General features: G+C 67.8%; 13 protein-coding genes and 1 pseudogene. 10 read left to right on the forward strand and 4 right to left on the reverse strand.

The genetic code is table 11. The features are described from left to right. Positions 1-32: 32 nt before the first annotated feature. Positions 33-803: a DeoR/GlpR family DNA-binding transcription regulator gene (locus tag BG61_RS24550; RefSeq protein ID WP_035940080.1), complete on the reverse strand. Its 771-nt coding sequence runs from the start codon at positions 801-803 to the stop codon at positions 33-35. Positions 804-1,249: 446 nt separating this feature from the next. Between BG61_RS24550 and BG61_RS24555 the strand changes: the two genes are divergently transcribed. The 5 genes from BG61_RS24555 to BG61_RS24575 all read left to right on the forward strand — a co-directional run bounded on the left by BG61_RS24555 (position 1,250) and on the right by BG61_RS24575 (position 6,247). Further along, complete coding sequence (locus BG61_RS24555; RefSeq protein WP_035940164.1) at positions 1,250-2,359, forward strand: ABC transporter substrate-binding protein; 1,110 nt, start codon at positions 1,250-1,252, stop codon at positions 2,357-2,359. Positions 2,360-2,467: 108 nt separating this feature from the next. Beyond that, entirely contained in the window at positions 2,468-3,406 is a 939-nt protein-coding gene (locus BG61_RS24560; protein WP_035940081.1) for an ABC transporter permease, read from the forward strand. Continuing rightward, a complete protein-coding gene (locus BG61_RS24565) occupies positions 3,403-4,212 on the forward strand; it encodes an ABC transporter permease (RefSeq protein WP_035940083.1) in 810 nt (269 codons plus the stop codon). Before BG61_RS24560 ends, BG61_RS24565 begins: the two co-directional genes overlap by 4 nt. Before the next feature lie 347 nt (positions 4,213-4,559). Further along, on the forward strand, positions 4,560-5,639 hold the full coding sequence (locus tag BG61_RS24570; protein ID WP_035940084.1) for an ABC transporter ATP-binding protein: 1,080 nt from the start codon (positions 4,560-4,562) through the stop codon (positions 5,637-5,639). Between the two features lie 110 nt (positions 5,640-5,749). Continuing rightward, positions 5,750-6,247 carry a hypothetical protein gene (locus BG61_RS24575; protein ID WP_232256444.1) on the forward strand — a complete coding sequence of 166 codons (498 nt, stop codon included), beginning with the start codon at positions 5,750-5,752 and terminating at the stop codon, positions 6,245-6,247. Positions 6,248-6,263: 16 nt separating this feature from the next. Here BG61_RS24575 and BG61_RS24580 read toward each other — a convergent pair whose 3' ends face one another. Continuing rightward, a complete protein-coding gene (locus BG61_RS24580; protein WP_035940087.1) occupies positions 6,264-6,617 on the reverse strand; it encodes a hypothetical protein in 354 nt (117 codons plus the stop codon). A gap of 297 nt (positions 6,618-6,914) precedes the next feature. Between BG61_RS24580 and BG61_RS24585 the strand changes: the two genes are divergently transcribed. The 3 genes from BG61_RS24585 (at position 6,915) to BG61_RS24595 (ending at position 11,856) form a co-directional block, all read left to right on the forward strand. After that, positions 6,915-7,763, forward strand: a complete 849-nt coding sequence (locus BG61_RS24585; RefSeq protein WP_035940090.1) for a polysaccharide deacetylase family protein — start codon at positions 6,915-6,917, stop codon at positions 7,761-7,763. Between the two features lie 245 nt (positions 7,764-8,008). Next, positions 8,009-10,603 carry a bifunctional lysylphosphatidylglycerol flippase/synthetase MprF gene (gene mprF / locus BG61_RS24590; protein WP_081868174.1) on the forward strand — a complete coding sequence of 865 codons (2,595 nt, stop codon included), beginning with the start codon at positions 8,009-8,011 and terminating at the stop codon, positions 10,601-10,603. Further along, positions 10,600-11,856 (forward strand): virulence factor family protein, encoded by a 1,257-nt coding sequence (locus BG61_RS24595; RefSeq protein WP_035940094.1) that lies wholly within the window; start codon positions 10,600-10,602, stop codon positions 11,854-11,856. The genes mprF and BG61_RS24595 overlap by 4 nt, the downstream gene beginning before the upstream one ends. Positions 11,857-11,947: 91 nt before the next feature. On the opposite strand, the gene BG61_RS24600 is transcribed toward BG61_RS24595, so the two are convergent. Further along, complete coding sequence (locus BG61_RS24600; protein WP_035940095.1) at positions 11,948-12,457, reverse strand: DUF1993 domain-containing protein; 510 nt, start codon at positions 12,455-12,457, stop codon at positions 11,948-11,950. 311 nt (positions 12,458-12,768) lie between these two features. Further along, positions 12,769-13,011 (reverse strand): oxidoreductase-like domain-containing protein, encoded by a 243-nt coding sequence (locus BG61_RS24605; RefSeq protein ID WP_051672765.1) that lies wholly within the window; start codon positions 13,009-13,011, stop codon positions 12,769-12,771. A 187-nt stretch (positions 13,012-13,198) separates the two neighbouring features. Here BG61_RS24605 and BG61_RS24610 point away from each other — a divergent pair. Both BG61_RS24610 and BG61_RS24615 read left to right on the forward strand, forming a co-directional pair. After that, a pseudogene (locus BG61_RS24610) lies at positions 13,199-15,601 on the forward strand (penicillin acylase family protein); the annotation flags it as partial. Positions 15,602-15,737: 136 nt separating this feature from the next. After that, the gene (locus tag BG61_RS24615) at positions 15,738-17,210 is read left to right on the forward strand and encodes a M20 family metallopeptidase (protein ID WP_035940096.1); all 1,473 of its coding nucleotides are present in this window, start codon (positions 15,738-15,740) and stop codon (positions 17,208-17,210) included. The last annotated feature ends 58 nt before the right edge of the window (positions 17,211-17,268 follow it).

Genomic DNA, 17,268 nt, shown 5'->3' on the forward strand with positions numbered 1-17,268 from the left:
CAACGGGAGTCAGGCGGGAACCAGGCGGGGAGTCAGGCGAGAATTACCTTCGGCAGCTTCTTCCTGAGTGCCCGCAAGGCGGCAGTCTCGGCGCCGTTCCTGTTCGTGACGAGCGTATCCACGCGGTTCACCGGGCAGAACGCGATCCGGCTGCACTGTCCGAGCTTGCTGTAGTCCGCGAGAATCACCACGCGCTCCGCGTTGGTCACCATCGCGCGCGCGACTTCGGTTTCGGCGTGATCGAAGCTGGTCGCGCCGTGCCGGTGATCGATCGCCACCGGCGAAAGCAGCGCGAGGTCGGCGTGATAGCGCTGGATCTCCGCGACCGTCGTGCCGCCGACCGTGGCGAGCGCACGGTCGCTCACCGATCCGCCGAGGAGGATCACTTCGTTCGATGCCTCGCCCTTGTCCGATGCCGCGCGCATCTTTTGCGCGACGTCGATGGAGTTGGTGATGACCGTGAGATTGCCGAGCCTCGCGAGTTCTTCCGCGAGGATGGAGGTGGTGGTGCCGGCGTCGATGAAAATGATCTGGCCGCTTTTCACGAGCGCGGTGGCCGCGCGCGCGATCGAGCGTTTCGCCTTCACGCGTGTATGGCTGCGCTCCGTGATCGGCGCTTCGTCCGCGGGGTGGGTTGCGCCCCCATGCACGCGCCGCAGTTCACCGAGCGCTTCCAGATCCACCAGATCGCGCCGCACCGTCTCGCGCGAGACGCCGAGTTCCGCCATGATGCGCTCCGTCGACACGCGGCCGAGCGTGGCGAGTATCGCGCGAATCCTCTGATGACGGTCTTCCTGCCACATGCGGTGAGTCCGGTGAGGATGGGGGTGCAAGGGGCGGTGTGTCATCGATGTGTCATGTTTCTGCACGAGCATCGCGCGTCACGCCGCTCGAAAAGCTTAGCAAGACCCGCCGCGCGGATGTTGTAATTTTTTGGATACTTGCGAATTTGAGTATTTGAACTTAGTCTGCGTGGCAGCGAACGGGCAGTTCCTCCGGCGCTGCCCGCCGGCATGTCGGGCGCGCCGCATTTCCACGGATGCCCGCCGTTCACGTTCAACGCTTTCTCTTCGCTTTACTGAAGCTTTCCATACCGATGAAAGCTTCGTTGCCGTCGTCATTGTTCGTAAGTATTCGGCTGGTATGGTCGTGTGCGGCGCGCCTCCGGGCGGTGCCGGACCGCTGCGCCGCAAGCAGTGCAGTGCGCATTTCCCCCAAAACGCAGGCACGTCAGGCAAGGATGAAAACCATGAAGCGAAACGGTTTGCGGTTGATCTCGACGCTCGGCATCACGGTGGCAGCGGCCTCGGCTGCGGGAGGCGCGTTCGCGGCGCCGCCCGACGCGCTCGTTGCCGCGGCGAAACAGGAAGGGCAGCTCACGGTGATCGCGCTGCCGCACGACTGGTGCAACTACGGCGCGCTGATCGCGGGCTTCAAGGCGAAGTACGGTATCAAGGTGAACGAGCTCAATCCCGACGCCGGCTCCGGCGACGAGATCGAGGCGATCAAGGCGAACAAGGGCAACAAGGGCCCGCAGGCGCCGGACGTGATCGACGTCGGGCTGTCCTTCGGTCCGGCGGCGAAGGCCGAGGGGCTGCTGCAGCCGTACAAGGTGTCGACGTGGGCGTCGATCCCGGCATCGTCGAAGGATGCCGACGGCTACTGGTACGGCGACTACTACGGCGTGCTCGCGTTCGAGGTGAACACCGACATGATCGACAAGGTCCCCGCCGACTGGCCCGATCTGCTCAAGCCCGAATACAAGAACGCGGTCGCGCTCGCCGGCGATCCGCGCTCGGCGAACCAGGCGATCCAGAGTGTCTACGCGGCGGGGTTGTCGCAGGCCAAGGGCGATGCATCGAAGGCGGATGCCGAAGGTCTCAAGTTCTTCGCCGCGCTCAACAAGAGCGGCAATTTCGTGCCGGTGATCGGCAAGGCGGCGTCGCTTGCGCAGGGCACGACGCCGATCGTCGTGCGCTGGGACTACAACGCGCTCGCCGATCGCGACACGCTCAAGGGCAATCCGAAGGTCGCCGTGGTCGTGCCGAAGACGGGCGTGGTGGCGGGCGTCTACGCGCAGGCGATCAGCGCCTACGCGCCGCATCCGAACGCCGCCAAGCTGTGGATGGAGTACCTGTACTCCGACGAAGGACAGCTCGGCTGGCTGAGCGGCTATTGCCACCCGATGCGCTACGACGAACTGCAGGCCGCGAAGAAGATCCCGGCCGCGCTGAACGCGAAGCTGCCGCCGGCATCGTCGTACAAGAACGTCGTGTTTCCGACGCTCGAGCAGCAGAACGCCACCAAGGCAGCGGTCACGAAGCAATGGGACCAGGTGGTCGGCGCGAACGTGAAATGAGCGAGCGGCCGGAGCGTGCGCATGCGACGGCGCATTTCGCGTGCCCAGCATGCCTAACGTGCTTCACCCCCGGCCGATACGCCTTGCAAGCAGTCCCGTGACGACACCATGACGACTCCATCGAAGGGCGCGGTTGTGCTGACGGAAGGCGATTCGCGTCCGGGTCCTTCGCACGGTCCGCGTGCGAAGGATGCGCGCCGCGCGTCGGCTGCGTGGACCTGGCTCGGCGTGCTGCCGTTCTTCCTGTTCGCCGTGCTGTTCCTGCTCTTGCCGACCGCGTATCTGATGATCGGCGCCTTCCAGGATGCGCAAGGCCATTTCACGCTCGTCAATTTCCGCGATCTGCTTCAGGAGACCGTGCTCGAAGCGTACTGGATCAGCTTCAAGGTGAGCGCGGCGTCGGCGGCCGGCGGCGCCGCGCTCGGGCTGCTGCTCGCATGGGCGGCGGTGATGGGAAGGCTGCCGGGCTGGATCAGGCCGACGCTCATGACGTTTTCCGGCGTGGCGTCGAACTTCGCGGGCGTGCCGCTTGCGTTCGCATTCATCTGCACGCTCGGGCGCATCGGTCTCGTGACCGTGCTGCTGAAGAAGTATCTCGACATCAATCTGTATTCGACGGGCTTCAGCATCCTGAGCTTCAGCGGCCTCACGCTGACCTACCTGTACTTCCAGATCCCCCTGATGGTGCTGATCGTGACGCCCGCGCTCGACGGCCTCAAGCGCGAGTGGCGCGAGGCCTGCGACTGCCTGGGCGGCACGGCCTACCACTACTGGCGCTATGTCGCGTTGCCGGTGCTGTGGCCGAGCGTGCTCGGCGCCACGCTGCTGCTCTTCGCCAATGCGTTCGGCGCCGTCGCGACGGCGTACGCGCTGACCGGCAGTTCGCTGAACATCGTGCCGATCGTGCTGTATGCGCAGATCCGGGGCGACGTGCTGCACAACCAGAATCTCGGCTACGCGCTCGCGCTCGGCATGGTGCTCGTGACGGGGCTTTCCAACGGCGGTTATATCTGGCTGCGCTCGCGCGCCGAAAGGGGACGCCGATGAGCACCGCCGCCGTGCACAAGGCACGCGCGCAGACACGGGCTGGCGCGTGGATCGCGATGATCGTCGGCGCGCTGTATTTTCTGCTGCCGCTGATCGCGACCGTCGAGTTCAGCATGCGGATGCGCCGCGGCACCTACAGCTTCGATGCTTACCGCATCGTGCTCGCCGACCCGCGCTTTCAGGCGTCGTTTGGCTACTCGATCCTTATGGGCGTGTGCGCGATCGTCGTCGGGGTGCTGCTTGTCGTGCCGACTGCTTACTGGGTCGAACTGAAGCTGCCGAAGCTGCGGCCGGTCATCGAGTTCATCACGCTGCTGCCGCTCGTGATTCCCGCGATCGTGATCGTGTTCGGCTACCTGCGCATTTACAACAGCAGTTCGATCCTGCCGCTCACGAGCAGCGAGCGCGCAACCGATGTGCTGCTGGTGTTCGGCTATGTGACGCTGTGTCTGCCGTACATGTACCGTTCGGTGGATTCGGCGTTGCGTGCCGTGGATGTCCGTTCTTTGACGGAAGCCGCTGAATGCCTCGGCGCGGGATGGCCTACCATTCTCTTCAGGGTGATTTTTCCCAATGTGCGCTCGGGCATTCTGTCGGGGGCGTTTCTCACGTTTGCCGTGGTCATCGGCGAGTTCACGATCGCCAGCCTGCTCGATCGGCCCGCCTTTGGCCCATACCTACAGTTGATCGGCGCGAATCGCGCGTATGAGCCTTCTGCGCTCGCGATCATCGCGTTTGTCATTACGTGGGCCTCGATGGGGCTGATTCAGGTTTTTGGCTCCGGGCGGGCCGTTGCACGGAAGTGATGCCGCTGGCGCTTGGTCTGGTGATGCCGCTGGCGCTTGGGTTGGGCGGTTGTTTGTTGAACCGTCTGATGCGCCTGCGCTCCTGTGAAACTTGCTTTGATATTGGTTTATTAGCTTCGCCCCGCACAGGGGCGAGCTAATAGACCGCGAAGAAATCAAGTTCACAAGAAGCGCAAAAACATCAAACGGTGTAGAAGCCCGAACCCAGTACCCGGCGGCCACACAGCGGGAGCTGATAGACCGTAAGCCTGACGAGTCAAACGGAAGCGAAAGCACATCAAGCGGTGCAAGCCGCGAACACGGAACCTCGTACACCGAACCCCAACCCAAGCGCCAGCGACCTCCCCATGCCATTGCTAGAAATCGAAAACCTGCAAAAGACGTTCGGCGCGCACACGGCGCTGCATCACTTCGCGATGCAGGTGGAACGCGGCGAGTTCATCACGTTCCTCGGCCCGTCGGGCTGCGGCAAGACCACCGTCCTGCGCATGATCGCAGGCTTCGAAACGCCGACGCGCGGCACCATCCGCCTCGCCGGCCGCGACGTCACGCATCTGCGCACGCGCCAGCGCAAGGTCGGCATGGTGTTCCAGTCGTATGCGCTCTTTCCGAACATGACCGTCGCGGAAAACATCGGCTTCGGCCTGAAGGTGCTGCGCCGGCCGCAGGCCGAGATCCGCGCTCGAGTCGATGAAATGCTGGCGCTCATCAAGCTCCCGACGCTCGGCGAGCGCTATCCGTGGCAGCTGTCGGGCGGCCAGCAGCAACGCGTCGCGCTCGCCCGCGCGATCGCGGGCAAGCCGCAAGTGCTCCTGCTCGACGAGCCGCTCTCCGCACTCGACGCCAAAATCCGCGTCTCGCTGCGCGAAGACATTCGCGCGCTGCAGCGCGAACTCGGCATCACGTCGATTTTCGTCACCCACGACCAGGAAGAGGCGCTGTCGATCTCGGACCGCATCGTCGTGATGAACGAGGGACGCATCGAGCAGGTCGGCACGCCCTCGGAGATCTACAACTTTCCGCGCACGCGTTTCGTGGCGTCGTTCGTCGGCACGCTCAACGTGCTCGCCGGGCAGGTGCTCGACCCGGCGACAGGCAGGATCGCCGTCGAGGGCCAGGAACTCGTGACCGCGCACGCGCTCGCATCCGGCGACGCGGGCAAAAAGCGGCTCCTCGCGGTGCGCCCGGAGGCCATCGTGCTGGAAGCGCCCGCAGCAGGCCGCAACTCGCTCGCGGCCACCGTCGAAGAGGTCAGTTTTCTCGGCTCCGTCGTGCGGATCCGGGCCCGGGTGCGCGACTCGGTCCTCTCGCTCGACATCTTCAACGACCCGAACCGCCGCCTCCCCGAGCGAGGCCAGCCCGTCACGCTCGGCTTTTCGCATGAGAATCTTCTCGTACTGGAGGAGAGTGCTACGGCGTCGTCTTAATAGACTGTTACCAAATATCTAGATGAGGGGGATTTGTCTGAGGTGGTAATGTGTCGGTCGGATTATTTTGAGATTAAACGCAGGTGAATTTCCTCCGACGATTGAAAGGCTTGAGCGCGGCGCTCGGTGCGTCGATGGCGGTCCTGAGCGCGTGCGCGCCCATTCCGAAAGACAATGCCGGCGCGAGCCTGCCTCCCGCGCCGAATCCGGCGTCCGCCGCGCAGGCGACGGTAGGGCCACCCGCGCCGCCCGCCCCGCCGGGCGAGCAGCGCATCACGGTCGGCGGCGCAAACACGTACCACGTGACGATCAAGGTGACGCCGCCGTCGCAAGTCTGCGACGACGCCGCCTTCGCCGACGGCGTGCGCTACGGCTACGCGCTGACGTGGAACCGGCTCCAGATGGAGCATGCGCGCGACACCGGCGCCAGGACGCCGCCGAAGCGCCGCTTCGACCCGGCGGACATCCACTCGCAGGACGACCAGTACAAGATCCAGTGGAACGGCGACGAGCGCGTCAACGCGTGCGCGTCGGACGGCTATCTGATCGGCCGGATCGTCGGTACGCACCGCGCGGGCGTCGACATGCGCGGCGGCAAGCCGTCGTGACCAGCGCCGCGCGGCGCTAGTCGCAGGAGTGGGCGAGGGCGACGTAGCGGCTTGCCGCGACGACGTCGCCGTAGATGGTGTAGCCGGTGCCGTTCGCAGACGGCTCGGCGAGGATCAGCACCGAGTCGCTCGCGCCCTTGCCGTGCACCGACAGGATCTGGCCGTCGGAATCGGGCGCGTACTGACGCACCTTTGCTGCGAGCGACGTCCACTTCGGCTTCACGCATTCGACGAACGGATAGATCGCGAGGTGCGACGTGCCTGAACCGACCGGCACGGTCTGCATCAGATTGTTGTCGGTCTGCGAGGCGCAGGCGGAAAGGACCAGCGTGCAAGCCGCGGCGAGCGTGACGAGGGCAGGATATTTCATTCGTTCTGTGCCTTGTGTTCGTGCGATGTGTTTGTGCATTGTGCGTCGGACGGCCGACCCTGCACCGGCTTGCGCCCGCTCCGGTCCCCGATCCTACCCGTTTGCCTGACAAATCGTAAAGCGGGGCGCGATCGGCAACGGCCTTCACGCGGGCCGCAGCAATACCGCTGACGGGACTGGTCTGATGCGGTCCCGTCTATTTAGAGACGGATGGCCGCCCTTGATTTCGGGGCGGTATCGCCCGATGCCGGGCGCAATGGGCATCGAAGAACTGAAATGACTGGAATACATCGGCGAATGGCTGCCGACACCCGGGCGCCCGCGCGCCGCTGGCCCGCCGGGCGGTATCCGGCGGCGCTCACCGTGTCGGCCGCGTGGCACGCGGTGGCGCTGGCGGGCGTCGCGGCGGCGCCGTCGAGCTGGCCGTGGTGGCTCGCCGGCACCGCGCTCAATCATGCGACCGTCACCGCGGCCGGCCTCTGGCCGCGCTCGTCGCTGCTCGGGCCGAACTGGACGCGCCTGCCCGAAGCCGGGCGCACGGCAGAGTCGATCGCGCTCACGATCGACGACGGCCCCGACCCCGTCGTCACGCCGCAGGTGCTCGACCTGCTCGACGCCCACGGCGTGCGCGCGACCTTCTTCTGCATCGGCTCGCGGGCGCGCCGCCATCCGGCGCTTACGCGCGAGATCGTGGCGCGCGGGCACGCGGTGGAGAACCATTCGCAGGCTCACGTGCACACGTTCTCGGTCACGCCGATGCGCCTGCTGGAGCGCGAGATCGCGGCGGCGCAACACACGCTCGCGGATCTGACGGGGACCCTTCCGTCGTTTTTCCGGGCGCCCGCGGGCTTGCGCAACCTGTTCCTGGAGCCGGTGCTGCAAAAGCTCGACCTGCGGCTCGCGGCGTGGACGCGGCGCGGCTTCGACACCCGCGAGCGCGATCCGGACGTGGTGACGGCGCGCCTCCTCGACGGCCTCGCCGCCCGCGACATCCTGCTCTTGCACGACGCGAACGCCGCCACCGACCACGCGGGCCGGCCGGTGCTGCTGTCCGTGCTGCCGCGCGTCGTCGATGCCGCCCGGCGCGAGGGTCTTTCCTTCGTCACGCTGGAGGACGCGCGCCGGGCCGTCGTTCAGCCCGTGTGAGCGCTGCCTTACAGTCTTTTCTTAAGTCCGGGTCAACCTGCGCCGTTATACAGACGTTTCTTAAAGTCAGGTGTTTGGCATGACGCGGAATGCGTCTGTCAGGGTTCGCGCGGACCGGCCGGTTGGCCGGCCATGCGGCGCACGGGGTCGGAGCACCTTGAAGTCAAAATAACTATTCATGCCGCCGGGGGCGCCGCAAGGCGATCGGGTGCCCTGTGGCGGTATTGGCAAGTCTGGTTGAACGCATGTCTCGCAGAAAGTTGGTCAATCCCGTCCACGCGGCCGCGGCACTGAGCCGCTGGTCGAAAGCGTGGAATTTGCAGCGTTTCGCGGCGCCCGTCCTGACGGTCGTGGTGTGCGGGCTGCTTCTCGTCGTGTTCCAGCATTTGTCGCAGGCCGTCGACTACAAGTCGGTGATGCGCCATTTGCGTCATCTCACGTTCGAGGCCTGGGCCGGTGCGCTTTTCGCCACCGCGCTCAGTTTTGTCGCGCTGGTCGGGCGCGACGCCGTCGGGCTGCGCCACATCCAGACGACCGTGCCGCGCTCGCTGCTGTGGGTGGGCGCGACGGTCGGCTCGGCGCTCGGCAACGCGACCGGTTTCGGCGCGCTCACGGGCGGCGCCGTGCGCTGCCGCGTGTACGGCGCGGCGGGCGTGACGCCCGCGCAGGTCGGGCGGCTGACGGTGTTCACCAGCGTCACGCTCGCGCTCTCCCTCGTGCTGATGACGGCCGCCGGCATGGTCTGTGCCGCCGACACGCTCGCCGGCGTGATGCATCTGGCGCCCGGCGCGCTGCGCTGGACGGGCGCCGCGCTCCTCGCCGTGCTTGCGGCGATGGTGGCGTGCTGCGGCCCGGCGCCGCGCACCTTGCGCCTTCGCTTCGACTGGCTCGCCTTCAGCATTCCGGCGCGGCGTGATTTCGTCGCGCAGATCGCGCTCGCCGTCGTCGACGTGATCGCCGCTGGCCTCGCGCTCTGGGCGCTCCTGCCGCATGCGCAGGTGGGCTTCGGCAACTTCGTCACCGTATTTTCGGCCGCTATGCTGCTCGGCATGATCGGCCATACGCCGGGCGGGGTCGGCGTGTTCGAGGCGTCGATGGTCTTCGCGCTCGGCGGCAGCGTGAAGACGCCCGAAATGGTCGCGGCGCTGATCGCTTATCGCGCGATCTATTTCGGCTTGCCGCTGATCCTCTCGGCGGGCGTGATGGCGGCGTTCGAAGGCCGCGCGCTCAAGGGCCGCTTCGCGCTGCTGCGCCCGCGCCATGTCTCGCAGCTCGCGCCGCTCTTTCTGAGCATCGTGACGTTCGTCGCGGGCGGCATGCTGGTGATCTCCGGCGCCACGCCCGCCTTTGCCAAACGCATCGCGATGCTGCAGACCATGCTGCCGCTCTGGGTGCTGGAAAGCTCGCAACTGCTCGGCAGCGTGCTCGGCGTGCTGCTGCTGTTCGTCGCGCGCGGACTGCTGCGCCGGCTCGACGCCGCGTGGTGGCTCGCACTCATCCTCGCGGTGACGAACCTGGCGCTGTCGTTCGCGAAGGGCCTCGCCTTCATCGAGGCGGGCGTGCTCGGCTTTCTCATCGTGCTGCTCGTCGCGACGCGCGAGCGCTTCAACCGCCGCTCGTCGCTCTTTGCCGAGCGTTTCACGTCGACGTGGCTCGCGTCGGTGGGCGTCGTGCTGGTGCTCGCCGTGTGGATCATGTTCTTCGCCTTTCGCGACGTGCAGTACAGCCGCGACCTCTGGTGGCAGTTCGCCTTCGACGAACGCGCGCCCCGCGCGCTGCGCGCGACGCTCGCGGCCACGCTCTTCGCCGGCGCGTTCGCCGTGTGGCAGTTGCTGCGGCCCGCTGCCGGCCGCTTCGTGAAGCCCGCGCGCGAGGACCTGCTCGACGCCGCGCGCATCTTCCGCGCGCAGGAGCGCAGCGACGCCGGCCTCGCGATGATGGGCGACAAGAGCTTTCTCTTTTCCGAGTCGCGCGAGGCGTTCCTGATGTACGCCAAGCACGGCCGCACGTGGGCCGCGCTGCACGACCCGGTCGGGCCGCGCCGCGAATGGGCGGAGCTGATCCGCAAGTTCGTCGAGCTCGCGCATTCGCACAACGGCCGCGCGGCGTTCTACCAGGTGCGCGCCGACGCGCTGCCGCTCTATCTCGATGCCGGCCTCACGCTGAGAAAGCTCGGCGAGGAGGCGCACGTCGTGCTCTCCGACTTCGACCTGAAGGGCTCGCACCGCGCGCATCTGCGTTACGCGCTCAAGCGCGGCGAGCGCGACGGCTTCGACGTCGAGGTTCTCGAACCCGCGCGCGTGCCGGAAAACCTCGCGATGCTGCGCGAGATCTCCGATGCATGGCTCGACAGCCGCTTCGCGCGCGAAAAGAGCTTCTCGGTTGCGGCGTTCAACGAAGACTATCTCGCGGCGCAGTCGGTGCTGCTCGTGCGCCAGCAGGGCGCGCCGGTGGCGTTCGTCACGTTCATGACGACCGACCTGAACACGGAGGCGACCGTCGGCGTGATGCGCCATCTGCCGGAGGCCTCGCCGTACGCGATGGAGTATCTGTTCACCAAGCTCGCGCTGCACCTGAAGCAGGCCGGGTTCCAGTCGCTGTCGCTTGGCATTGCGCCGCTCTCGGGCATGCAGCCGACGCCGCTCGCGTCGCACTGGCACCGGTTTGCGGGCCTCGTCTGGCGCTTTGGCGGGCGTTTCTACAACTTCCGCGGCCTGCGCGGATTCAAGAGCAAGTTTCAGCCGCGCTGGGAGCCGCGTTATCTCGCGGCGTCCGGTTCGGTCGGCGTGTTTTTCACGCTGGCGGATCTCTCGTTGCTGGCGGGAGGCTGGCGTTCATGAAATTTTTGTTCAAGGTTGCGGCGCTCGCGCTCGCGACGCTGTCCACCGCGCACGCGGCGACGCTCGCGGGCGGCCGCTACGGCCAGGTCACGCTGACGAAGCCGGCGGGCGAGATGCGCGGCTTCGTCGTGCTGTTCTCGGAACAGGGCGGCTGGAGCGCCGCCGACCAGCAGGCCGCCGACGCGCTCGCGAAGAACGGCGCGATGGTCGTCGGCGTGGACACGGCGCGCTACGCGGCGCAGTTGCCGGCGCAGAAGGAGGCGTGCCACAACCTGGTCGGCGACGCGGAGGCCGTGAGCCATCAGCTCGAGCGCGGCGTGCAGTCGAGCCGCTACTTCTCGCCGATCGTCGCCGGGACCGGGCAGGGCGCGCTCCTCGCCGAGCGCATTCTGGCGCAGGCGCCGGAGAACACGATCGCGGGCGCGGTGTCGCTCGCCGCCGACAAGTCGCTCGACGCCCGCTTCGCGCCGTGCCCGCCCGATCCGACCATCACGCACGGCAAGGGGCTGCCCGGGTTCGTCGAGCGGGGGGCGATGCAGCCGGGCCGCTCGAAGGCGGATGCGCTCGTCGCGATGACGGCGCCGCATCTGAAGTCCGTCGCGGCGCGTGAAGAGGACGTGTCGGACCTGCCGCTCGTCGAGTTGCGCGCCGCGCGGCCGACGGATCTCCTCGCGATCGTCATCTCCGGCGACGGCGGCTGGCGCGATCTCGACAAGACGATCGCGGAGGCGTTGCAGAAGGACGGGGTGTCGGTGATAGGCATCGACGCGCTGCGCTACTTCTGGAACGAGAAGACGCCCGAGCAGACCGCGCACGACCTCGCCCGCGTGATCCAGACCTACAGCGCGCGCTGGCATGTGAGCCACGTGGCGCTGATCGGCTATTCGTTCGGCGCCGACGTGATGCCGTTCGCCTACAACCGCCTGCCCGAGGCGGCGCGGGCGAGGGTGTCGTATGTGTCGCTGATGGGCTTCGCGCCCGCCGCCGACTTCCAGATCCGCGTGACCGGCTGGCTCGGCATGCCCGCGAGCGACGAGGCGCGGCCGGTCGGGCCCGAGCTCGCGAAGCTGCCGCCCGCGATGGTCCAGTGCATCTACGGCGAGAAGGAAGAGGACACGCTGTGCCCGTCGCTGACGAAGACCGGGATCGAAGTGATCAGAACGCCCGGCGACCACCACTTTGGCGGCGATTACAACGCGCTCGCAAGGCGCATTCTGAGCGGGTGGCAGAAGCAGATCGCGGTGCGGGGCTAGGGTGTGCGGGGCCGGCTCCGGCCCGCTGCCATGACACGCTCCCCCAGCCGGCGGAGCCACCCGGATCTCGACCTCGTCGAAATCTCCTGGCTTATTCGAACGGGCCGAGATAATCGCGCTTGCCGACCGGCACGCCGAGATGACGCAGGATGTCGTGCGTCGTGACCACGTGGAAATAGAAGTTCGGCAGGCCGAACACGAAGAGATAGTCGACGCCGTCCAAGCGCGGCTCGATATCCTTGAACTTCAGCGTGACCGGAACCGTTTCGGCGTTGTCGAAGTGTTTTTCGTCGAGGCTCTTCAGATACGCATTCGTCCTCGCGATGCGGTCCTGCAATGCCGCGAAGCTGTCCTCGTTGTCGTCGAAGCGCGGCGCTTCCTCACCCGAAAGGCGCGCCGCCGACATCTTCGCCGTATCGCTCGCGCGCTGGATCTGCGCGGCGAGCGGCAGCATGTCGGGCGCGAGCCGCGCGCCGAGCACATCGGCATGCGCGATGCCCTTTTCGTCGGCGAAAGCGGCGGCCTTTTCCAGCAGCGTGGCGAGCACGTCGAATGCGCGAATGAACACGGGAATGGACGCGCGGTACATCGAAAGGGCCATGGTTGTCTCCGTTCGTTTCAGGGAAGGGGCTCAAGCATAGCGCCTCATTCGAACCGCTGCAGAAGCTGGCCGTCGATGGCACGCAAGCCCCCGTCTTTCCCGCGAACTTGCCGGGCCGCTCCCGCGCAGGCATGCGGACAAAGCGGCGCCGCGCCTTTTTGACACCCGGCTTCATCCGGCGCGCGGCACCGATCTGCCGATGCGGGCGGCGACCGGTCGACACGCGTATGAACCGCTGGCGGAGGATTGGCGCGATACGCCGTTCCGCTCGTCGAAAGTGAGCCGCGCGCGGAAAACGCGCACGCGGAGAACTACGGCCGCGGGGCCTTGCCGGCGGCGTGATCCTCGCGACGAGCGGCGCGGCGCACGCGAGCGCGTGCCGCGCGCTCTTCCCATGCGCGCAGGTCGGCTTCGTAGCGATCGAGCGCCTCTTCGTACAAATCGAACACGCAGGGATTGCAGCCGCTCTGGCAGCATTCGTCGGGCGCGGGGCGCTCGGGCGGGACGGGGCGGGGGTCGGATGCGGACATGTCCGGTCGCGGGGCGGCGCGCATCGCGCGTGGTTCACTCACGTTTCATTTTGCACCGAAGCGCGGCCGGACACAGGCAACTATGTTTTGGCGGCGCGCGAGGTGGCGCAGCGCGCATACTTGGCGGCAGCAGTCGCGAGCCGCCCGCGGCGCCCGGGCGTGCGCCCCGCCGGGAGCGGCTGTCACTCGAACGGATCGAAGGATTGTTTCGATGAACAAGACCGCCAGGCCCGCCGTGGCCGCGGCGCTCGCGGCTGGCGTGCTGGCCGGCTGCGCGCCGCTCCCGCCGATGCAGTCCGAGCGCTCGCAAGCCCCTTACAGCGCCGACATCCGCCGCACCCAGGCAGGTATCGCCCATGTGAAAGCCGCCGACTGGGGCAGCCTCGGCTATGGCTACGGGTACGTTCAGGCAGAGGACAACCTGTGCACGCTCGCCGACGGCTTCGTCACGTTTCGCGGCGAGCGCTCCGCCTGGTTCGGCGCCGACGCCCGGCCGCCCGCCGGCGCGTCATTCGGCCAGCCGCGCAATCTCGACGCCGACTTCTTCTTCCGCCTGCTCGCCGATGGCCCGGCCGTCGAGCGCTATCGCGCGGCGCAGCCGCCGCAGCTTCGCGAACTCGTCGAAGGCTTCGCGGCCGGCTACAACCGCTATGTCGGCGATCTCGACGCCGGCCGCGTCCCGAAGGCGCACGCCGCGTGCAGGGGCAAGCCGTGGGTCGAGAAGATCACGGCCGACGACGTGTATCAGCGGCTGATCGCGGCCAGTCTCGCGGGCGGCGCGGCGCTCTTTGTGCAGCCGGTCGCAGGCGCGCGGCCGCCGCGCAGTTCTTCGAAGCCGGGCGACGGCGCGGTGCAGGGCGCGCCCGATGCCGCGCCGCCGCAGACGGAAAGCGTCAGGACGCCCGGCGTCGGCAGCAACGCGCTCGCGTTCGGCGCGCCGATCACGCACGGCAACACGAGCCTGCTGTTCGGCAACCCGCACTGGTTCTGGCGCGGGCCCGACCGCTTCTATCAGGCGCAGCTGACCATTCCGGGGCAACTGAACGTGGCGGGCGTGTCGCTGCTCGGCGTGCCGCTGATCGTGCTCGGCTTCAACGAGGATGTCGCGTGGACGCACACGGTATCGGGCGCGCGGCGCTTCGGCATCTTCCAGCTGACGCTCGATCCCGCCGACCCGACGCGCTACCAGTACGACGGCCGCTCCGAGCCGATGACGCCCGTGAAGATCACCGTGCAGACGCGCCGCCCCGACGGCACCTTCGAGCCCGTCACGCGCACGCTGTACCGGTCGCGCTTCGGGCCGCTCGTCGATCTGTCGTCGATGGTGCCGGGGCTCGGCTGGAGCGCGCAGCGCGCGTTCGCCCTGCGCGACGCGAACGCGGACAACCCGCGCGCGTTCGAGAACTTCCTCGCGTGGAACCAGGCGCGCTCGCTCAACGACTTCATCTCGATCGAAAAGCGGCTCGCCGCGATGCCGTGGGCCAACACGATCGCGATCGGCCGCGGCGACGCGCGCGTGTGGTTCGCCGACATGGGCCCGATCCCGAACGTGCCCGACGCGCTCGTCGACAGCTGCACGACCCCCGCCGGCCGCGCGTTCGCGAGCCGGATGCGCGGCGTGCCGTTCCTCGACGGCTCGAAGAGCGAGTGCGCGTGGCGCAGCGACGCGTCGGCGGTGCAGCCCGGCGCGCTGCCCGTCGCGCAGATGCCGGGCATCATGCGCGGCGACTACGTCGGCAATTTCAACGACGGCTACTGGCTCACCAACGCCAACTCGCCCACGACCGGCTATCCGCGCATCACCGGCCCGACCGCCACGCAGCAGTCGCTGCGCACGCGCTATGGGCATCTGCTTGCCGCGCAGCTTCAGCGCGCGCCCGGCGGCGTCACGCGCGACGCGCTGAAAACCGCCGTGCTCGAAAGCGGCTCGATGTCGGAGCGCATTTTCAGGAAGCCGCTGCTCGACTCCGCGTGCAATTTCGGCGACTCGCAAAGCGGCCTGCGCGAAGCCTGCGACGTCCTGCGCGCCTGGGACGGCACCGCGAACACCGGCTCGCGCGGCGCCAACCTGTGGGACGAATTCTGGACGCGCGTGACGCGCATCGCGCCCGAGCGGCTGTTCGCGACCGGCTTCGACCCCGCCGCGCCGCTCGCGACGCCGCGGGGCTTCAACACGGCCAACCCGGCGGTCGTGCAGGACCTGAGGCAGGCGCTTGGCGGCGCCGCGCTCGCGCTCAGGCTCAACGGCTTCGCGCTGAACTCGCGCCGCGGCGACATCCTCTACACGGAGCGCAACGGCGAGCGCGTGCCGCTTTACGGCGGCTGCGACGAACCGGGCTATTTCACGATCGTCTGCGCGCGCCGCCCGCTCGACGCAAAGGGCTATCCGATGGACGTGAACGGCCACGGCGACAGCTACGTGCAGGTCGTGTCGTTCGGGCCGCAGGGCGTGGAAGCCGACACGATGCTCGCGCATTCCGAGTCGGACGACCCGGCGTCGCCGCATTCCGGCGACGCGACGCGGCTGTTCGCATCGAAGACCTGGCAGCGCTTCCCGTTCACGGACGCCGCCATCGACGCCGACCCGGCGCTCGTGCGCACGACCGTCACCGGCGAGCGCCGCGAGGAGCCGGTGACGCGCGCGGTCGGGCCAAAGCGGCCGCTCGATGAAGGCACAAGTGGGGAAACTCGCGTCGAGCCGGATGCAAAACGCGTCTATCATTGAGGTTTAATCGGATGGATAGACCGTCATGATTTCCGATGACACCACACCGCAGGCCGAGCAGGCCGTTCAGCTCGACCGCGACGCGCTTTGCGCCTTCGTCGACCGCAAATGGAACGACGAGATCGTTCCGGCGCTCACTGACTACATCGCCGTCCCCGCCAAGAGCCCGATGTTCGACGCCGACTGGGCCCGCCACGGCTTCATCGAGCGCGTGGTGACGGACGCTGTGCAATGGGTCGAGCAGCAGCCCGTCAAGGGCCTGAAGGTCGAGATCGTGCGCCTGCCCGGGCGCACGCCGGTGATCTTCTTCGAAGCGCCCGCGACGCGCTCCGGCAGCACCGAAACCGTCGTGCTGTATGGCCACCTCGACAAGCAGCCCGAATTCGAAGGCTGGCGGCGCGACCTCGGCCCATGGACGCCGAAGCTCGAAGACGACAAGCTCTACGGCCGCGGCGGCGCCGACGACGGCTACGCCACCTACGCGAGCATCACCGCGATCGCCGCGCTCGACGCGCAGGGCGTCGAGCGGCCGCGCTGCGTCGGCATCATCGAAACCTGCGAGGAATCGGGCAGCTACGACCTCCTGCCCTACATCGACGCGTTGCGCGGCCGCCTGGGCGACGTCGGCCTCGTGATCTGCCTCGACTCGGGCGCGGGCAACTACGACCAGCTGTGGCTCACCACGTCCTTGCGCGGACTCGTGTCGGGCGACCTGGAAGTGCAGGTGCTCGACGAAGGCATACATTCGGGCGGCTACGGCGGCATCGCGCCGTCGACGTTTCGCATCATGCGCCAGCTGTTCGAGCGTCTCGAAGACGCCGGCACCGGCAACCTGCTGCCGCAGGGCTTTCACTGCCCGATCCCGGCGCAGCGCCTGCGCGAGGCCGAAGCAACCGCGCGCATCCTCGGCGACGACGTGTGGAAAAAGCTGCCGTGGAGCTGCGGCCAGGACGGCGGCCCGGTGCTGCCGACCACCACCGATCCGCGCGAGGCGCTCCTCAATTCGACGTGGCGTCCGTCGCTGACGGTGACGGGCGCGTCCGGCCTGCCGCCGCTCGCCGACGCGGGCAACGTGCTCGCGCCGCGCACGGCGTTCAAGCTGTCGCTGCGTCTGCCGCCGCTCGTCGAGGCGGCGCAGGCGGTCGCCGAGCTGAAGGCGCTGCTCGAATTCGATCCTCCGTACAACGCGAAGGTCACGTTTAAACCCGAGGCCGGTCCCGCGACCGGCTGGAGCGCGCCCGATCTCGCGCCGTGGCTCGGCACCGCGCTCAACGACGCGTCGCGCCGGCACTTCGGGGCGGACGTCGCGTATATCGGGCAAGGCGGCACGATCCCGCTGATGAACACGCTCAAGGAAGGCTTTCCGCGCTCGCAGTTCATGGTGTGCGGCGTGCTCGGGCCGAAGTCCAACGCGCACGGGCCGAACGAATTCCTGCACGTGCCGTATGCGAGGAAGCTCACGGCGGCGGTCGCCGAGGTGATCGCGACCGCGTCCTGACGGCCATTTCGCGGAGCGCCCGGTTTCCCGCACTCGCGCGAAACCGGGCGCTCCGGCG

Source organism: Caballeronia glathei (genome assembly GCF_000698595.1).
Classification (GTDB): Bacteria; Pseudomonadota; Gammaproteobacteria; order Burkholderiales; family Burkholderiaceae; genus Caballeronia; species Caballeronia glathei.